The sequence below is a fragment of the Pseudomonas sp. GW821-FHT02A08 genome (assembly GCF_059422045.1).
Map to the genome: position 1 here is coordinate 210,348 of NZ_JBWKWD010000004.1, position 18,108 is coordinate 228,455.

16 protein-coding genes and 1 tRNA gene are annotated in these 18,108 nt (G+C 59.9%); 10 read left to right on the plus strand and 7 right to left on the minus strand.

Annotation, left to right across the window (positions count from 1 at the left end; all coding sequences use genetic code 11):
* Positions 1-15 precede the first annotated feature (15 nt).
* Genes AC07W4_RS05160 through AC07W4_RS05170 form a run of 3 tightly spaced genes read left to right on the plus strand, consistent with a single transcriptional unit; the run spans position 16 to position 3,440 of the window.
* Positions 16-1,311, plus strand: coding sequence for a murein hydrolase activator EnvC family protein (locus tag AC07W4_RS05160; protein ID WP_008047725.1), 1,296 nt, complete (start codon positions 16-18; stop codon positions 1,309-1,311).
* Positions 1,312-1,342: 31 nt separating this feature from the next.
* Positions 1,343-2,662 (plus strand): S41 family peptidase, encoded by a 1,320-nt coding sequence (locus tag AC07W4_RS05165; protein WP_008047723.1) that lies wholly within the window; start codon positions 1,343-1,345, stop codon positions 2,660-2,662.
* A 1-nt stretch (position 2,663) separates the two neighbouring features.
* Positions 2,664-3,440 carry a divergent polysaccharide deacetylase family protein gene (locus tag AC07W4_RS05170; RefSeq protein ID WP_495031731.1) on the plus strand — a complete coding sequence of 259 codons (777 nt, stop codon included), beginning with the start codon at positions 2,664-2,666 and terminating at the stop codon, positions 3,438-3,440.
* A gap of 131 nt (positions 3,441-3,571) precedes the next feature.
* Here AC07W4_RS05170 and AC07W4_RS05175 read toward each other — a convergent pair whose 3' ends face one another.
* The 7 genes from AC07W4_RS05175 to AC07W4_RS05205 all read right to left on the minus strand — a co-directional run bounded on the left by AC07W4_RS05175 (position 3,572) and on the right by AC07W4_RS05205 (position 9,376).
* The gene (locus tag AC07W4_RS05175) at positions 3,572-4,327 is read right to left on the minus strand and encodes a substrate-binding periplasmic protein (RefSeq protein ID WP_495031732.1); all 756 of its coding nucleotides are present in this window, start codon (positions 4,325-4,327) and stop codon (positions 3,572-3,574) included.
* Between the two features lie 78 nt (positions 4,328-4,405).
* The gene (gene hisF / locus AC07W4_RS05180; RefSeq protein WP_007972752.1) at positions 4,406-5,176 is read right to left on the minus strand and encodes an imidazole glycerol phosphate synthase subunit HisF; all 771 of its coding nucleotides are present in this window, start codon (positions 5,174-5,176) and stop codon (positions 4,406-4,408) included.
* A gap of 9 nt (positions 5,177-5,185) precedes the next feature.
* Positions 5,186-5,923 (minus strand): 1-(5-phosphoribosyl)-5-[(5-phosphoribosylamino)methylideneamino]imidazole-4-carboxamide isomerase, encoded by a 738-nt coding sequence (gene hisA, locus AC07W4_RS05185; protein WP_495031733.1) that lies wholly within the window; start codon positions 5,921-5,923, stop codon positions 5,186-5,188.
* A 42-nt stretch (positions 5,924-5,965) separates the two neighbouring features.
* On the minus strand, positions 5,966-6,223 hold the full coding sequence (locus AC07W4_RS05190; protein WP_007989200.1) for a DUF2164 domain-containing protein: 258 nt from the start codon (positions 6,221-6,223) through the stop codon (positions 5,966-5,968).
* The gene (hisH, locus tag AC07W4_RS05195) at positions 6,224-6,862 is read right to left on the minus strand and encodes an imidazole glycerol phosphate synthase subunit HisH (RefSeq protein ID WP_008047713.1); all 639 of its coding nucleotides are present in this window, start codon (positions 6,860-6,862) and stop codon (positions 6,224-6,226) included.
* Positions 6,862-7,455, minus strand: a complete 594-nt coding sequence (gene hisB, locus AC07W4_RS05200; protein ID WP_003218037.1) for an imidazoleglycerol-phosphate dehydratase HisB — start codon at positions 7,453-7,455, stop codon at positions 6,862-6,864. Before hisB ends, hisH begins: the two co-directional genes overlap by 1 nt.
* 256 nt (positions 7,456-7,711) lie before the next feature.
* Positions 7,712-9,376: an OFA family MFS transporter gene (locus tag AC07W4_RS05205; RefSeq protein WP_008047710.1), complete on the minus strand. Its 1,665-nt coding sequence runs from the start codon at positions 9,374-9,376 to the stop codon at positions 7,712-7,714.
* Between the two features lie 231 nt (positions 9,377-9,607).
* Between AC07W4_RS05205 and AC07W4_RS05210 the strand changes: the two genes are divergently transcribed.
* The 7 genes from AC07W4_RS05210 to AC07W4_RS05240 form a co-directional block, all read left to right on the plus strand.
* A complete protein-coding gene (locus AC07W4_RS05210) occupies positions 9,608-10,012 on the plus strand; it encodes an acetyl-CoA sensor PanZ family protein (protein WP_495031734.1) in 405 nt (134 codons plus the stop codon).
* Between the two features lie 78 nt (positions 10,013-10,090).
* Positions 10,091-12,322, plus strand: a complete 2,232-nt coding sequence (locus AC07W4_RS05215; RefSeq protein ID WP_495031735.1) for an AsmA family protein — start codon at positions 10,091-10,093, stop codon at positions 12,320-12,322.
* A complete protein-coding gene (mutY, locus tag AC07W4_RS05220; protein ID WP_495031736.1) occupies positions 12,319-13,386 on the plus strand; it encodes an A/G-specific adenine glycosylase in 1,068 nt (355 codons plus the stop codon). Before AC07W4_RS05215 ends, mutY begins: the two co-directional genes overlap by 4 nt.
* Positions 13,383-13,655 (plus strand): oxidative damage protection protein, encoded by a 273-nt coding sequence (locus AC07W4_RS05225; protein ID WP_007989188.1) that lies wholly within the window; start codon positions 13,383-13,385, stop codon positions 13,653-13,655. The genes mutY and AC07W4_RS05225 overlap by 4 nt, the downstream gene beginning before the upstream one ends.
* 102 nt (positions 13,656-13,757) lie before the next feature.
* Positions 13,758-13,833, plus strand: a tRNA-Phe gene (locus AC07W4_RS05230).
* Between the two features lie 1,113 nt (positions 13,834-14,946).
* On the plus strand, positions 14,947-16,203 hold the full coding sequence (locus AC07W4_RS05235; RefSeq protein WP_495031742.1) for a calcium-binding protein: 1,257 nt from the start codon (positions 14,947-14,949) through the stop codon (positions 16,201-16,203).
* Between the two features lie 88 nt (positions 16,204-16,291).
* A partial coding sequence (locus AC07W4_RS05240) for a calcium-binding protein (protein ID WP_495031737.1) occupies positions 16,292-18,108 on the plus strand: 1,817 nt, incomplete at its 3' end.

Below are 18,108 nucleotides of genomic sequence, written 5' to 3' on the forward strand. Positions count from 1 at the left end.
GTGCCGCCCGCCCCTATGCTCCGCGTCCTGATAGCCCTAGCTCTGACTTGCCTGCTCCAACCGGCCTTTGCTGACGAGCGCGCAGATACCCAACAACAGTTGGACGCCACGCGTCAGGACATTGCCGAGCTGAAAAAGCTGCTGGGCAAGCTGCAGGAAGAAAAGTCCGGCGTGCAGAAAGAGCTCAAGGGCACCGAAACCGAAATGGGCAAGCTCGAGAAGCAGGTCGACGCCCTGCAAAAAGAGCTGAAGAAAAGCGAAGCCGAGCTGCAGCGACTCGATGCGGAGAAAAAAAAACTCCAGAGCGCGCGCATTGAACAGCAACGACTGATCGCCATTCAAGCCCGGGCGGCCTACCAGAACGGTCGCCAGGAATACCTCAAGCTGCTGCTCAACCAGCAGAATCCGGAAAGATTCGCCCGTACCCTCACCTATTACGACTACCTGAGCCAGGCTCGCCTGGAACAGCTGAAGAACTTCAACGAAACCCTGCGCCAACTGTCCAATGTCGAGAAAGACATCGCCATGCAGCAGGCGCAATTGCTGGTGCAGCAAAGCAGCCTCGACACCCAGCGTGACGAGCTCGAGAAAGTCCGCAAGGAGCGCCAGCAAGTCCTGGCCAAGCTCAATGACGACGTAAAGGCTCGCGATCAGAAACTGGCGGCGCGCGAGCAGGATCAGGCAGACCTGTCTAAAGTCCTTAAAACCATTGAAGAAACCCTGGCCCGCCAGGCCCGTGAGGCAGAAGAAGCGCGACAAAAAGCGCTGATTGCCCAGCAGGAAGCCGAAAAAAAGCGTTTACGTGAGGCCCAGGCGCAGGCAGATGCCAGCGACGACGCCCCACGCAAACCGGTCAGATCGACACCTGGCGCACTGGTTTCCAGTTCCGGCGAGACCTTTGGCGGCCCGTTTGCGTCAACCCGCGGCAAACTTCCCTGGCCTGTCGATGGTCGACTGCTGGCGCGCTACGGTGAAAGCCGTGGCGACGATGCCCGGACCAAGTGGGATGGCGTGATGATCGGCGCGTCTGCCGGTAGCACCGTGCATGCGGTGCATGGTGGTCGCGTAGTGTTTGCCGACTGGCTGCGAGGCGCCGGGTTGCTGGTGATCCTCGACCACGGCAACGGTTTTTTGAGTCTTTATGGTCACAACCAGACGCTGCTCAAGTCTGCAGGTGATGTGGTTAAAGCCGGTGAGTCCATCTCCACTGTGGGTAGCAGTGGCGGACAAGATACACCGGCATTGTATTTTGCGATTCGTCAGCAGGGTCACCCGAGTGATCCGGCACAATGGTGCCGCGCGCAAGGATAAGCGCGTTACCTAATTCAGGAGTTTGTTAGACATGCTGCATTTGTCCCGCCTTACCTCGCTGGCCCTGACGATCGCCCTGGTGATCGGCGCGCCTCTGGCGTTTGCCGCTCAACCAGCGCCGGCGGTTGCGCCTGCGGGCACTGCCGCGACCACCAAGGCGCCACTGCCGCTGGATGAGTTGCGCACCTTTGCCGAGGTGATGGACCGGATCAAGGCCGCTTATGTCGAACCGGTGGACGACAAGACCCTGCTGGAAAACGCCATCAAGGGCATGCTCAGCAACCTCGATCCGCATTCTGCCTACCTCGGTCCTGAAGATTTCGCCGAGTTGCAGGAAAGCACCAGCGGTGAATTCGGCGGCCTGGGCATCGAAGTCGGTGCCGAAGACGGCTTCATCAAGGTGGTGTCGCCCATTGACGACACTCCGGCCTCCAAGGCCGGCATCCAGGCCGGCGACTTCATCGTCAAGATCAACGGCCAGCCGACTCGCGGCCAGAGCATGACCGAAGCCGTGGACAAGATGCGCGGCAAGATCGGCCAGAAAATCACCCTGACCCTGGTGCGCGACGGCGGCACGCCATTCGACGTGACCCTGTCCCGCGCCGTCATCCAGGTCAAGAGCGTGAAGAGCCAGTTGCTGGAATCGGGCTACGGCTACATTCGCATCACCCAGTTCCAGGTCAAGACCGGCGAAGAAGTTTCCAAGGCCCTGGCCAAGCTGCGCAAGGACAACGGCAAGAAGCTCAAGGGCATCATTCTTGACCTGCGCAACAACCCGGGAGGTGTGTTGCAGGCAGCGGTGGAAGTGGTCGACCACTTCATCACAAAGGGCCTGATCGTTTACACCAAGGGCCGAATCGCCAACTCCGAGCTGCGTTTCTCTGCCACCGGCAAGGACGAAAGTGAAGCCGTGCCAATGGTCGTGCTGATCAACGGCGGCAGCGCCTCGGCTTCGGAAATTGTCGCCGGTGCCCTGCAGGACCAGAAACGCGCAGTCGTCATGGGCACCACCAGCTTCGGCAAAGGTTCGGTACAAACCGTGCTGCCGCTGAACAACGAGCGCGCATTGAAGATCACCACGGCGCTGTATTACACGCCGAACGGTCGCTCCATCCAGGCCCAGGGCATCGTGCCGGACATCGAAGTACGCAAGGCCAAGATCACCAGCGAGCAAGACAGCGATTACTTCAAGGAAGCCGACTTGCAGGGTCACCTGGGCAACGGCAACGGCGGCGCCGACAAACCGACCGGCTCCAGTGGCAAAGCCAAGCCGATGCCGCAGGACGATGATTACCAATTGGCCCAGGCCCTGAGCCTGCTCAAAGGACTGAGCATCACGTCCGGCCGTTGAGATGTTTCTGCGGTTACTGATCGGTCTGTTGTTTTGTCTGGCGGGTGTTGCTCACGCAGAACCCGCCGGATCGACGCCCCACAAAGCCTACCTGAGCCTGATCATCGATGACCTGGGGCAGAACCTGCCCCGGGATCGCCGCGTGCTCGCCCTGCCTGGCCCTGTGACCACGGCAATCATGCCCGACACGCCCCACGCCACCGAATTCGCCCGCGAAGCCCATCGCGCCGGCAAGATCGTCATCCTGCACATGCCCATGGACCCGGCCACCGGACCGTTCGCCTGGCATCCCGAGTTGCCCGTCGATGAGCTGGAAAAACGCCTGGACGCCGCGTTCAAAATGGTCCCGTACACCAGCGGCATCAACAATCACATGGGCAGTCGCATGACCGCGCAACCAGCGGCGATGGCCTGGTTGATGGCGGATTTGCAGCGCCGGCACAAGTTTTTCGTCGACAGCCGCACCAGCGCCCTGACCGTGGCCGCTGCCCAAGCGCAGAAGATCGGTTTGGCGAGTGTTTCACGGGATGTGTTTCTCGACGATGAGCGTACTGAAGCGGCGATCCTGACCCAGTTGCAGACCGCGATCAACCTCGCGCACAAGCAGGGCTCGGCGGTGATGATCGGGCATCCGTATCCACAGACATTGGCGGTACTGGAGCGTGAGTTGCCCAAGCTCAAGGCCCAGGGGATCGAGTGGATTGATATCCGGCAGATGATCAGTGTGCGCAGAAACCGGGCGACGGCGGCGCATGGGAAGGATGGGGTGTACCGCTAAGTCTGCGCACCGCAGAACAAAAATGTGGGAGCGGGCTTGCTCGCGAAGGCATCGTGTCAGTCAACATCATTGTTCCCTGGTACACCGCTTTCGCGAGCAAGCCCGCTCCCACACTGGTATGTGCAGGATCGTTATAGATACTGCGCCATGATCTCGTCCACCACGCCTTCCTTGCGCATCTGATCCAGTGCTGCTTGCAGCTTGGCCACGACCTCATTCGGCACATCTTTATTCAACGCCAGGTACAACTCGGCACTGTTGAAGCGCAGTACGGTTTTCAACCCGTTGACTCCTTCCTGGCGCGCCAGATAGCGCCCGGCCGGGTCACCGGTGGCCCACAGGTCGATCTGGCCGTTGACCAATTTCCTGGCGTTATCCTGATCGCGCAACACAACGATCGGGTTGAGGCCTTGCTTGGCCAGCGTCTCGGCAATGGCGTCGCCCTTATAGGCGCCGATCTTGTATTTGCGCGCGTCATTCAAGGTTTCGAGGGTGATCTTGCTGTCGGCCTTGGCCAGCATGATCCAGTCGTCCGGGCCAATCGGGCCAACCCATTTGAAGAGTTTTTCGCGATCCGGCAGGCGCGCCATGACGAATACGCCGTAACCGGGTTTTTCCAGGGTGAGTTTGTAGATTCGCTCCCAAGGGAAACGCAGCGTCAGGCTGTAGGTAATATCGGCGCGCTTGAATATCTCGCGAACGATATCGGTGGCGATGCCATTGATGTTCTCGTCCTGAGCGAAGTTCTTGCCGTTCTTCGCCATGTTGTACGGCGGGAAGTTCTCCGTCAGCAACACCAGGTCGGTATCGGGGCTGTCTTTAGCGTTTGCTCCGTTGATCAACAACAGAGAAGCGCTGGCAAGGACGAGAAGAAAGCGTTTAAGCATGTCTGGCTACCGAAATCCATGGCGTCCCCAAGAGTGCCTTGGGGACGCCATGGTGTCCACTGGCCTGTACCGGTTTGTTTAACGCATCACGATTCCGCGATGGGCCATATAGGCCTTGGCTTCCTGCACCGTGTATTCGCCGAAGTGGAAAATACTCGCCGCCAGCACCGCGCTGGCGTGGCCTTCGATAATGCCGTCGGCCAGGTGTTGCAGGTTGCCGACACCGCCGGAGGCGATCACCGGAATGCCCAGCGCATCGCTGATGGCGCGGGTGACGCCCAGGTCGAAACCGTTTTTCATACCGTCCTGGTCCATGCTGGTCAGCAGGATTTCGCCGGCTCCCAGGCCTTCCATTTTCTTCGCCCACTCAACGGCGTCGAGGCCGGTTGGCTTGCGACCGCCATGGGTGAAGATTTCCCAGCGCGGGGTTTCGCCCGGTCCGGAAACCTTCTTCGCATCGATAGCCACCACGATGCATTGCGAACCGAAATGCTGCGCGGCTTCGCCGACGAACTCCGGGTTGAACACCGCGGCGGTGTTGATCGAAACCTTGTCCGCACCGGCATTGAGCAGATTGCGGATGTCTTGCACGGTACGCACGCCACCGCCCACGGTCAGCGGGATGAACACCTGGCTGGCCATGCGCTCGACGGTGTGCAACGTGGTGTCGCGGCCGTCGACGCTGGCGGTGATGTCGAGAAAGGTAATCTCGTCTGCGCCCTGCTCGTCGTAGCGACGGGCGATTTCCACCGGGTCACCGGCGTCGCGGATGTTTTCGAATTTCACACCCTTGACCACCCGGCCGTTGTCCACGTCCAGGCAAGGGATGATGCGTTTGGCCAGCGCCATGATCAGTCCTCAGCCTTTGTACGAATCGCAGAAAGCTTGCGCTTCAGCGACATCGAGGGTGCCTTCGTAGATCGCACGGCCCGTGATCGCACCGATGATGCCCGGCGCCCTGGCGTCGAGCAGGGTCTTGATGTCGCCCAGGTTGTGGATGCCGCCGGAAGCGATCACCGGGATCTTTGTTGCAGCAGCCAGTGCCGCGGTGAACGGTACGTTGCAGCCCTGCATCATGCCGTCTTTGGCGATGTCGGTATAAACGATCGAAGACACGCCGTCGGCTTCAAACTGCTTGGCCAGGTCGATCACCTGGATGGTGCTGATTTCAGCCCAGCCGTCAGTGGCGACAAAACCGTCCTTGGCATCCAGGCCCACGATGATTTTGCCCGGGAACGCGCGGCAGGCTTCGGCGACGAAGGCGGGATCTTTCACGGCCTTGGTGCCGATGATCACGTAGCTCACGCCCGCTTTCACGTAGTGCTCGATGGTTTCCAGGGAGCGGATACCGCCGCCGATCTGGATCGGCAGGTTCGGATAACGCTTGGCGATGGCGGTGACCACCTCGCCGTTGACCGGTTGGCCTTCGAACGCGCCGTTCAGGTCGACCAGATGCAGACGGCGGCAACCGCCCTCCACCCACTTGGCAGCCATGCTCACCGGGTCATCGGAGAACACCGTGGAATCTTCCATACGGCCCTGGCGCAGACGAACACAGGCACCGTCTTTAAGATCGATAGCGGGAATAATCAGCATCTGGCAAACCTTCAAATTTGAATGATCAGCTTGGCTCGGAAATCAGTTTTTCTCGAGCGCCCACAGGTCGCTTTCGATGCTTTCGAACCTCTCCTTGAGGTGCGCCTGCACATCGAAAATCGCCCTGTTGTAATAGTGCGGAGCAATTTCACGGGTAAACAGCTCAAGAATCTCCGCCGCCTCGAACGAGCCGAGGTCGAGTTCGAAGCGGTCTTCCATGAAGCGCTTGATCTTGCGATTGGCCTCGCTCTCCTGCTCGGGAGTGAGGGTCAGGATCGGCGGTTTCTTCTTGACGGCCATTTACCAGCGACCGTCCCACGCAGCGAAGTTCTGCAGCAACTGCAGGCCATGGGTATGGCTTTTCTCCGGGTGGAACTGCACGGCGAAACGCGAGCCTTCGGCCAGCGCCGCGGCGAAATCGACACCGTAGTGACCGCCACCCACCACCTGCCGCGCATTGGCGGCAGCGATGTAGTAGCTGTGCACGAAGTAGAACCGCGCCATGTCCGGAATGTCGTGCCACAGCGGGTGACTGACCTTCTGCTTCACTTCGTTCCAGCCCATGTGCGGGACTTTCAGGTGTTCGCCGTCTTCGACCAGATCCTTGCCGAAGAACTTCACCGCGCCCGGGAACAGGCCGATGCAGTCGACGCCGTCGTTCTCCTCGCTGGTATCGAGCAAGGCTTGCATGCCCACGCAGATGCCGAGGAACGGACGGTCCTGGCTGACTTCACGCACCAGCGAATCGAAGCCGAGACGACGGATCTCCGCCATGCAATCGCGAATCGCGCCGACGCCGGGAAAAACCACCCGGTCGGCTTCGCGAATCACGTTCGCATCGCTGGTGATCAGCACCTTGCCGGCACCCACGTGCTCGAGGGCCTTGGCCACCGAGTGCAGGTTGCCCATGCCGTAATCGATAACCGCGACTGTCTGCATTACAGAACGCCCTTGGTCGATGGCATTTGCCCGGCCATGCGGTCATCGAGCTCGACGGCCATGCGCAGGGCGCGGCCGAAAGCCTTGAACACGGTTTCGATCTGGTGGTGGGTGTTGGTGCCACGCAGGTTGTCGATGTGCAGGCTGACCAATGCGTGGTTGACGAAGCCCTGGAAGAACTCCTGGAACAGGTCAACGTCGAAGCCGCCGACAGTGGCGCGGGTGTACGGAACATGCATCTGCAGGCCTGGACGGCCGGAGAAGTCGATCACCACACGCGACAGCGCCTCATCGAGCGGCACGTAGGCGTGGCCGTAGCGACGGATGCCTTTCTTGTCGCCGATGGCTTTGGCAAACGCCTGGCCGAGGGTGATACCGACGTCTTCCACCGTGTGGTGGTCATCGATATGCAGGTCGCCCTTGCTGACAATATCCAGGTCGATCAACCCGTGACGGGCGATCTGGTCCAGCATGTGCTCAAGAAAAGGAACACCGATATCGAATCGGGCCTTTCCGGTGCCATCGAGGTTGATCGAGGCTTTGATCTGGGTTTCCAGAGTGTCGCGCTCGACAGACGCCTTACGTTCGGCCATCACCAGCTCCGCAAAATCATTGGGCGAAAAAGGCAGCCATTATAGGCGTGCGGGCGCCAAACAGAAACACGAGAGGTGATATCCCTGACGGAGTGAATCCGGTACGGCCGAGGGTGTACATGTCAGTACAAGCTATTTGAGGTCACACAGAACAAATGTGGGAGCGGGCTTGCTCGCGAAAGCGGTGGGCCAGCCCACACTTATGTCGACTGATACTCCCTCTTCGCGAGCAAGCCCGCTCCCACAGGGACCTGCGCTAGTGGAAGAGTACCGCCGTCTTCTGCAAGGTCACCCACACACCCCATGCCAGCGGAATGCCCACCACCAGCCACGCCGCAATCGCCAGCGGCTTGGTGCCCGGCGCGGCTTTCCACTCCAGCGACGTACTGGCGTCAGCGCCTTTGTCATGGCCCAGCGCCTGTTCGGCAGCCAGTTCGGCGTCGGTCATGAAGTACTTGTCCGCCACCGGACGCACCAGCAGGTTGCACAGGAAACCCAGCACCAGCAGGCCGGCGAGGATGTACAGGGTGATGTCGTAGGCCGCCGCGCGCTCGACACCGATGCTCAGTTGATATTCACGCAGGTAGTTCACCAGCACCGGACCGAGCACGCCGGCAGCAGCCCACGCCGTCAGCAGGCGACCGTGAATCGCACCGACCATCTGCGTACCGAACAGGTCCGCCAGATACGCAGGAACAGTCGCGAAACCACCGCCATACATCGACAGGATGATGCAGAACGCCGCCACGAACAGCGCGATGCTGCCCAGGTGACCAAGGTTCGGAATCAGTCCGTACAGGGCAAAACCCAGGGCGAAGAAAACGAAGTAAGTGTTTTTACGGCCCAGGTAATCCGAGAACGAAGCCCAGAAGAAGCGCCCGCCGATGTTGAACAGGCTCAGCAAACCGGTGAAGCCGGCAGCGATGGCGGCGATCGAAGCCAGTTGCGAGGTGTCCAGTTGACCGAAGGCCAGGTCATTACCCAGCAACTTGCCCGCGAACACTTCCTGCAACAGTGGCGACGCCATGCCGAGGATGCCGATACCGGCCGAAACGTTCAGGCACAGCACCAGCCACACCAGACGGAACTGCGGCGTCTTCCAGGCCACATTCACGTGAACATGACGATGAGTGATCATCGCGTTCGAGGCTTTTTTCACCGGGGCCGTCCATCCTTCAGGCTTCCAGCCGGTTGGCGGAACGCGGTAGGACAGCGCGCCACCGATCATGAACACGAAGTAGATCGCGGCCATCGCCAGGAAGCTCTGCCAGACGCCGACGCTGGTTGGCGAGGCGAAATGCCCCATCAGCGCCGTCGCCAGTGGAGCGCCGACCATTGCGCCGCCGCCGAAGCCCATGATCGCCATGCCCGTCGCCATGCCGCGCTTGTCCGGGAACCATTTGATCAGGGTCGACACCGGCGAAATGTAACCCAGGCCCAGGCCGATACCGCCGATGACCCCGGAGCCGATCCACATCAGCCAGATCTGATGGGTATACACCCCCAGCGCCGAAATCAGCAGGCCACCACACCAGCACAGCGCCGATACGACACCGGCCTTGCGCGGCCCGGCATGTTCCAGCCAGCCACCCCAGATGGCGGCCGAGCAACCCAGGAAGATGAAGAACAGGGTGTAGATCCAGCCGAGCATCGAGATCGGCCAGTCACACTGGGACGAAAAGACTTGTGCGATAAAACTCATGTCCGGTGCGCAGGCCACTGGAGCGGAGATGCCCAGCGCCTTGGACAGCGGCAACCAGAACACCGAAAAGCCGTAGGCCATGCCGATGCACAAGTGGATGGCCAACGCGGCCGGTGGCACCAGCCAACGATTGAAACCGGGCTTGGCGATGATCCGCTCCTTGGACAGGAACGCAGGCTGGTCGGCACTGAAGCCGTCCGCCGTGATGCTCGTGGTCATTGTGTATCCCCCAATTATCAGTATGGTTCGCCAGCCACGGTCCGCTCCCGGCCTTTATGCACGCAGGCATGACCGTTTTTTTGGTGGAGCACCTTGTTGCGCGACAATAGGTCGCAGAAGGACGGACGAACGGGCAAAGGTTACCATTTGCAAGTGACAGAAAAACCAAACTGACATCACCTTTTGTACGTCATCTGATCTCTATCGCTTCATGACCTCACAGGAATCACCATGCCGATCATTGTCGAGCCGCTGAACCAAGCCACTGCCCAGGATCGGCAGGATCTGGACAAGATCTACAGCGACGCCCCGGACTGGCTGTTCGCCCCGTTTGCCGGGGCCGCGCAATTGATCGAAGACTGTTTGCGCGACGGCACACTGATCGCCGGACGCTTCAATGATCGCCTGCTGGGCGCGGCCCGATTGCAGAGGCACCAAGACGCCTGGCACTTGTCCCAAATATGTGTACGAAAAATTACCCGTCGCCGTGGCGTTGCCGAGCGACTGGTCACCGAAGCCCGGAAAATGGCCGCGCAATCGGGCATGCCCCTGCGCCTGCTGGCGCCTGCCGGGCATCTGGAGGCTCAGGCACTGGCCGCCAAGCTGAAACTGCCGCTGGATGTACTGCCGGCGTGATCACTGACCGGTCGTCTGTTCGGGGGCGCTATACTCCTCGGCTAAATTTTGAATTCGACTAATTACAAGGACTCGCCCATGAAAGCGTTCGGCAAAATCCTGGGTCTGGTACTTCTCGGGCTGTTGCTGATCATTGTGGCGCTGGGCTTTGCCCTGACCCACCTCTTCGATCCCAACGACTACAAAGACGAGATCCGCCAGATTGCCCGCGACAAGGCCCACATCGAGCTGACGCTCAATGGCGATATCGGCTGGAGCCTGTTCCCCTGGCTGGGCCTGGAGCTGCACGACGCCAGTGTGGCGACCCTGATCAAGCCGACCGAGCCGTTTGCCGACTTGCAGATGCTCGGCCTGTCGGTGCGCGTACTGCCGCTGCTGCGCCGTGAAGTGCAAATGAGCGACGTGCGCGTCGAGGGCCTGAACCTGCGCCTGAACCGTGACAAGGACGGCCACGGCAATTGGGAAGACGTCGGCAAGGTGCCGGCACCGGCCAAAACCGACACGACCAGTACTGCGCCCGCAGCGAGTGAACCGGCACCCAACGCCAGCGTCGCAGCAGAAAAACCGCCGCAGCCGATCCGCCTGGACATCGACAGCCTGACCGTGAACAACGCACGGGTCGAATACAGCGACGAGAAAACCGGCAAGAGCTTCAGCGCCGAAAGCATCCAGTTGAGCACCGGTGCGGTTCACGACTCCGTTAACATTCCGCTCAAGCTCACGGCTTTCCTGTCAGCCAACCAGCCGGCACTGCGAGTACGTACCGAGCTCAACGGTGAGGTGCGTATCGCACGTGCACTGCAACGCTATCAGCTCGAAGACATGCGGTTCTCCGGTGAAGTGACCGGCGACCCGCTGCAAGGCAAGACCTTGACGTTCTCCGCCCAGGGCCAGCTGGTGCTGGACAAGGCAGCCAATGTCGCCGAGTGGACCGGCATCAAGATCGCCGCCAACCAACTGCGGGCACTGGGTGAACTGAAGGTCAACGACCTCGACAAGACCCCACAGGTCAGCGGCGGCATCTCGATCGCCCAGTTCGACCTGGCGAAATTCGTCGACAGTATCGGCCAGAAACTCCCGGCCATGGCCGAAGGCAGCCTGAGCAAGGTCGAACTGGTCAGCCGTCTGGCGGCAACACCCACCAGCCTGGCGCTCGACAGCCTCAACCTGAAAATCGACGACAGCACCTTCAGCGGCCGCATTGCCGTCGAAGATTTCGCCAGGCAATCGCTGCGCGCAGTACTCAAGGCCGACACCTTCAATGTCGACCGTTACCTGCCACCGAAGTCCGCCGAGGCCAATAGCGCGACACAAGTGCGTCAGGCCGAAGTCGCCAGCACCGAAGCCGATGCCATGGCCGGCGCCGGCAGCACTCCGTTGCCGCCCGCGCCGACCAAGGACGCGTGGAGCAACGAGCGCCTGTTGCCCGTGGAACGCTTGAGCAAACTCGACGTGGACGCCGACCTGACCTTCGGCCAGTTGACCCTGCAAAAACTGCCGATCCATAACGCGGCACTCAAGGCCACCGGCCAGGGCGGCCTGCTGACGTTGGCCAACCTGCGCGGCGATCTGTACGAGGGCAACTTCGAAACCACCGGCACGCTCGATGTGCGCCAACCCGTGCCGGCGCTGAATCTGCAGACGAAGATCAGCCGGGTACCGGCGGAAAAAATCCTCGAAAGCCAGGGCAAGAATCCGCCGGTCAAGGGCCTGGTGACGCTCAACAGCAGCCTGACCGGCAGCGGCAACAGCCAGAAAGCATTGATCGAAACCCTCAACGGCAACGCCAGTTTCGTCATCAACAATGGCGTGCTGCTCAACGCCAACCTTGAACAACAGCTGTGCAAAGGCATCGCTACGCTCAATCGCAAAACCCTCGGCAGCGAGCCGCGGGGTAAGGACACGCCCTTCCAGGAGCTCAGGGGCAACCTGACCTTTCGCAATGGCGTGGCCAGCAACCCGGACCTGAAAGTGCGCATCCCGGGCATGACCGTCAACGGTGACGGTGATATCGATCTGCGAGTACTGGGCATGGACTACCGCGTCGGCATCATCGTCGAGGGCGATACCAGCGCCATGCCGGACCCGGCCTGTCAGGTCGGCGACAAGTTTGTCGGCATCGAGTGGCCACTGCGCTGCCGCGGCCCGCTGGAACTGGGCGCCAAGGCTTGCCGTGTGGATAACGACCGTATGAGTCAGGTCGCGGTCAAACGGGCCGGCGACCGGATCAGCGAAAAAATCGACGAGAAATGGGGCGACAAGGTCGACCCGAAACTGAAAGACGCGCTCAAGGAGCTGTTCAAGCGATGAGAGCCGAGCAGTTTTCAACGGCGGTGCTGGACTGGTTCGACCGCCACGGCCGGCACGATTTGCCATGGCAGCAGGACATCAACCCATACCGGGTATGGGTCTCGGAAATCATGTTGCAGCAAACCCAGGTCAGCACCGTGCTGAACTACTTTGACCGATTCATGGCTTCGCTGCCGACGGTCGAAGCCTTGGCGGCGGCACCGGAAGACGAAGTGCTGCACCTGTGGACGGGCCTGGGTTACTACACCCGCGCGCGCAATTTGCAGAAGACCGCGAAGATCGTCGTCGAGCAGTACGGCGGCGAATTCCCCCGGGACGTGGAAAAGCTCACTGATTTGCCGGGGATCGGCCTGTCCACCGCCGGCGCCATTGCCAGCATCAGCATGGGCCTGCGCGCGCCGATCCTCGATGGCAACGTCAAACGCGTGCTGGCGCGCTTTACCGCGCAAGAGGGCTACCCCGGTGAGCCGAAGGTCGCCAAACAGCTCTGGGCCAACGCTGAGCGCTTTACGCCGCAGACCCGCGTCAACGCCTATACCCAGGCGATGATGGACCTGGGGGCGACGCTCTGCACCCGCAGCAAACCGAGTTGCCTGCTGTGCCCACTGGAAAAGGGCTGCGAGGCGCACATGCTCGGCCTGGAAACCCGCTACCCGATCCCCAAGCCGCGCAAAGCCATCCCGCAGAAACGCACATTGATGCCGATGCTCGCCAACAACGACGGCGCGATCCTTCTGTACCGTCGCCCGTCCACGGGCCTGTGGGGCGGTTTGTGGAGCCTGCCGGAACTCGACGACCTCGACGACCTGCCGCACCTGGCATCGCAGCACTCGCTGGAACTGGGCACCCAACAGGCATTGCCAAGCCTGGTGCACACCTTCAGCCATTTTCAGTTATCCATCGAACCCTGGCTGGTTCAGGTCCAGGAGACCGGCCATCACGTGGCCGAGGCTGACTGGCTCTGGTATAACCTCGCCACCCCGCCGCGCCTGGGCCTTGCCGCCCCGGTCAAAACCTTGCTCGAACGCGCGGCCGCCGTATTGAACGCAGGAGAGTCGTCATGACCCGCACCATCATGTGCCGCAAGTACAAAGAAGAATTGCCAGGCCTGGAGCGCGCTCCCTTCCCGGGCGCCAAAGGCCAGGACATTTTTGACCACGTCTCGCAAAAGGCCTGGGCCGACTGGCAGAAACACCAGACCCTGCTGATCAACGAAAAACGCCTGAACATGATGAACGCCGAAGATCGCAAATATCTTCAGGGCGAGATGGACAAGTACTTCTCCGGCGAGGATTACGCCAAGGCCGAAGGCTATGTGCCGCCGTCGGAATAACCCAGATTTACTGGGGGTCGGAACGTAAGCGACGGTAATAATTAAATTTTTTTGAAAACTTGCTTGACGACCCCCTGAAAAACCCGTTTAATGCGCCCCGTTGCCCAGATAGCTCAGTCGGTAGAGCAGGGGATTGAAAATCCCCGTGTCGGCGGTTCGATTCCGTCTCTGGGCACCAAATACCGAAAACCCTGAATCGCAAGATTCAGGGTTTTTTTATGCCTGCGATTTAATGGCCGCCGGACCACCTCCAGACCAAGCCACTCTCCACCCTGCCTTAATTCCCCCACCCGATGCGCCTGACGAATGATGGCAATTTGACGTCATCGCTTAGCGCTGTAAACTGCCGGCCTCTTCCGTTTTCTTTGCGTAAAAGGAATTTGCAATGGCAACCCTGGGCGAAATCCGCGTCAATCCTGCGACTGGCCATCATTCCGAGCCCTCCCTCACGGCCCTGAAAGATGGTGGTTACATCGTGGCGTGGAGCGATCAGGGAACAAGCTTTACCGATTACATCTATACCCAGCGCTATAACGCCAGTGGCGTGAAGGTAGGCGCGCCAGCCCTCGTCAACAACGTTACCAACAGCGCACAGGAAGATCCCACCATTACCGCATTGGCCAACGGTGGCTACGTGGTCGCCTGGCAATCGGATAGCTTCGACGATATGTCGAACATCGCCGCCCAGATCTACAACGCCAATGGCGTCAAGGTTGGAGGTGAGTTACTCGTCAACACAACCAGAAACGGCATCCAGGACAGTGCGCAGATCACCGCGCTCAGCGACGGCGGTTTTGTGGTGTCGTGGTCTTCGTACGGTCAGGACGGCAGCGGCTGGGGCGGTTACCTGCAACGCTATAACGCCAGCGGGGCAAAGGCAGGTGCAGAAACTCGCGTCTCTACCACCACTCAATACGACCAGGATGGCCCTACCGTCACCGGCCTCGCCGATGGCGGCATGATGGTGGTTTGGGAGGGCAACGGGACCGACGATACATCCGGCATCTTCGGTCAACGGTTCAAGGTCGACGGCAGTAAGTCGGGCGGAGAAATTCGCATCAATACCAGGGTTGCCGACGATCAGACTGACCCCATGATCAAGGTGCTGAGTAGCGGTAACTATGTCGTCACCTGGCAATCGGCTCCCGACGATGGCGATGGTAATGACGAAACCGATGCCCCTGGCGACGTCTACGCGCAGCTTTTCAATGCCGCAGGCGTAAAAGTGGGTGCAGAAACCCGGGTGAACACCACCACCGTTGGCAATCAGGAAGAGCCCAATGTCACCGCCATGACGGATGGCGGTTATCTGGTGACCTGGGCAGGCCAAGGCATCGGTGATGTAAATGGCATCTTCGCCCAACTCTTCAATGCCAGCGGCGTCAAGGTTGGTACCGAAACCCGCATCAACACCGCCACTACCGGTAATCAATCGTTCAGCCAGGTTACAGCATTGACCGATGGCGGCTATGTGATTGCCTGGGAGTCTTATGGGGTGCATGGACAAGTTGACATCTATACCCAGCGCTTTGACGCGAACGGCAACAAGGTTTCCAGCCTGACAGGCGATGCCTTGGCCAACACCCTGACCTGGACCAGCGCCGGCAGCGTGATCATTGACGGCGGCGCGGGTAACGACACACTGACAGGTGGCCGCGCCAATGATCATCTGAACGGCGGCGTCGGCATTGACTCGCTCAACGGCGCTGCCGGTGCCGACCGCCTGATCGGCGGCGATGGTTCCGACTTCTACTTCGTCGACAATGCCGGCGATGTCGTCAGCGAAACCAATGCTGTCGCCAGCACCGGTGGCATCGATACCGTTTATAGCTACATCGGTGCCTACACCCTGACCGACAATGTCGAGAACCTGCTCCTGCTGTCGACCGGCGCTGCCAACGGCACCGGTAACAGCCTCAATAACGTCATTTATGCAGCGGCCGGCAACAACATCCTCAATGGCGCCGCCGGTATCGATACCCTGTCCTATGCCTTTGCCACGGCGGCGGTAACCGCCAACCTGGGGCTGACCACCGCGCAAGCCACTGGTGGTTCCGGTTCAGACACCCTGTTGAACTTCGAAAACCTCACGGGCAGCAACCATCACGACAAGCTGACCGGCAACGCGCTTGCCAACACCCTCAACGGTGGCGCCGGCAATGACACTCTCACCGGTGGCGCCGGCAACGACCTGCTGATCGGTGGCATAGGCCAGGACACGCTTTATGGCGGTACCGGGGCCGACCAATTCGATTTCAATGCCTTGAATGAAATGGGCCTGGGTGCCGCCCTGCGCGATGTCATTGGCGACTTCAAGACCAGCGAAGGCGACAAAATCGACCTGTCGACCCTGGACGCCAACCTCGCGACGGCGGCCAACGATGCGTTCAGCTTCATCGGCTCCAGTGCATTCAGCAGCAATGCCACAGGGCAAGTACGCTTCGCCGGTGGCGTTCTCTACGGCAGCACCGACGCCGATACCGCCGCTGAGTTCGAAATTCAGTTGGTGGGGGTGAGCAGCCTGCAAGCTACCGACCTGTTTGCCTGATCGGCCAGACGTTGCATATCTGATATTTCATGGTTTTCCCGAAAACAAACTGACAAGAACGTTTTAAATAAACGACAGGAGTGTTGATATGGCCAGCTTGATAAACGGTCTTGGTGGTGCAGCCGGTTTCGGGGAGAACCAGCTGACTCGAAACGATGATAGCTACACCTCCAACATTAATATCAGCAATGTTTTCGGGGCTGACGGACTCAACTTCTTCGGCACCAACTACACCAGTATGTCCGTCAACAACAACGGAAACATCACTTTTGGTGGCGGCCTTTCCACCTATACCCCCTACGGCATGCAAGGCTCCAGCAGGCCGATGATCGCTCCCTTTTTTGCGGACGTTGATACCCGGGGTGGAACGGTCAGTGCAACGCCGGGCGGCACATCGACTGGCAGCAACCTGGTCTATTACGACTTCAACTCTACAGGCTATGGCGCGCTGACCGTTACTTGGGATGACGTCGGTTACTTCAGCAACAAGACAGATAAACTAAATGCCTTTCAACTCGAGTTGGTCGGGACGGGCGGCGGCAATTTCGATGTCATCTTCCGGTATGAAACCGTCAACTGGACAACCGGTAGTGCCAGTGGCGGTACCGGTGGACTGGGAGGAACCGTTGCCCGTGCCGGTTACTCGACTGGCGACGGTGCCTCTTGGTATGAACTGCCGCAATCGGGCAATGAGTCCGCCATTCTCGGGCTGGAAACCACTCCAGGTAACACAGGCGTAGCCGGTTACTACAAATTCAGCATCGTCAGCGGTACGTCCGGCAATGACAACATGCAAGGTACTGCCGGGAATGACTCGCTCTATGGCTCTTCGGGCAACGACGTCATCAATGGTTTTGCCGGAAATGACGTTCTCTACGGCGCAGCGGGCAGCGACAGGCTCCTGGGCGGCCTGGGAGACGACACCTATGTCGTGGATGCGCTGGATACCCTTGTTGAACTTGCCAACCAGGGTATCGACGTCGTTCAGGCAGAAACCAGCTATACACTCGGTGACAATCTAGAGAACCTGATTCTGACCGGTAATAGCAGTATCAACGGCACAGGTAACGCACTGAACAACACCATTGTCGGCAACTCATCAAACAATATATTCAATGGCGCGGCGGGCACCGACTTTGTTTCATATGCCTATTCCAACTACGGCGTCAGAGTCGACCTGTCCAACACCGGCTCGCAGTATACGTACCAAGGCTACGATACTTTCGTATCTATCGAGGGCGTCTTCGGTACTGATGACTCCGATACACTAACCGGTAATGACTTGGCCAATTTCCTTATCGGCGGCGCAGACAGGGACATCCTCAATGGCGGCGCCGGCAACGACACCCTTGATGGCGGCAGTGGTGTGGACCGGATGACTGGCGGCGATGGCTCTGACCTCTACTACGTCGACAATGTCGACGATATCGTCAGCGAAACCAATGCTGTCGCCAGCACCGGTGGCACCGATACCGTTTATAGCTACCTCGACACCTACACCCTGACTGACAATGTCGAGAACCTGCGCCTGCTGGCGACCGGCGCTGCCAACGGCACCGGTAACAACCTCAATAACGTCATCGAGGCAGCGGCTGGCAACAACATCCTTATTGGCGGGGCCGGTATCGATACCGTGTCCTATGCTTTTGCCACGGCGGCGGTGACGGCCAACCTGGGGCTGACCACCGCGCAAGCCACCGGCGGCTCCGGTTCAGACACCCTGTTGAACTTCGAAAACCTCACGGGCAGCAACTATCACGACAAGCTGACCGGCAACGCGTTTGCCAACACCCTCAGCGGTGGCCTGGGCAGCGACCAGCTCAACGGCGCTGCCGGTGCCGACCGCCTGATCGGCGGCGATGGTTCCGACTTCTACTTCGTCGACAATGCCGGCGATGTCGTCAG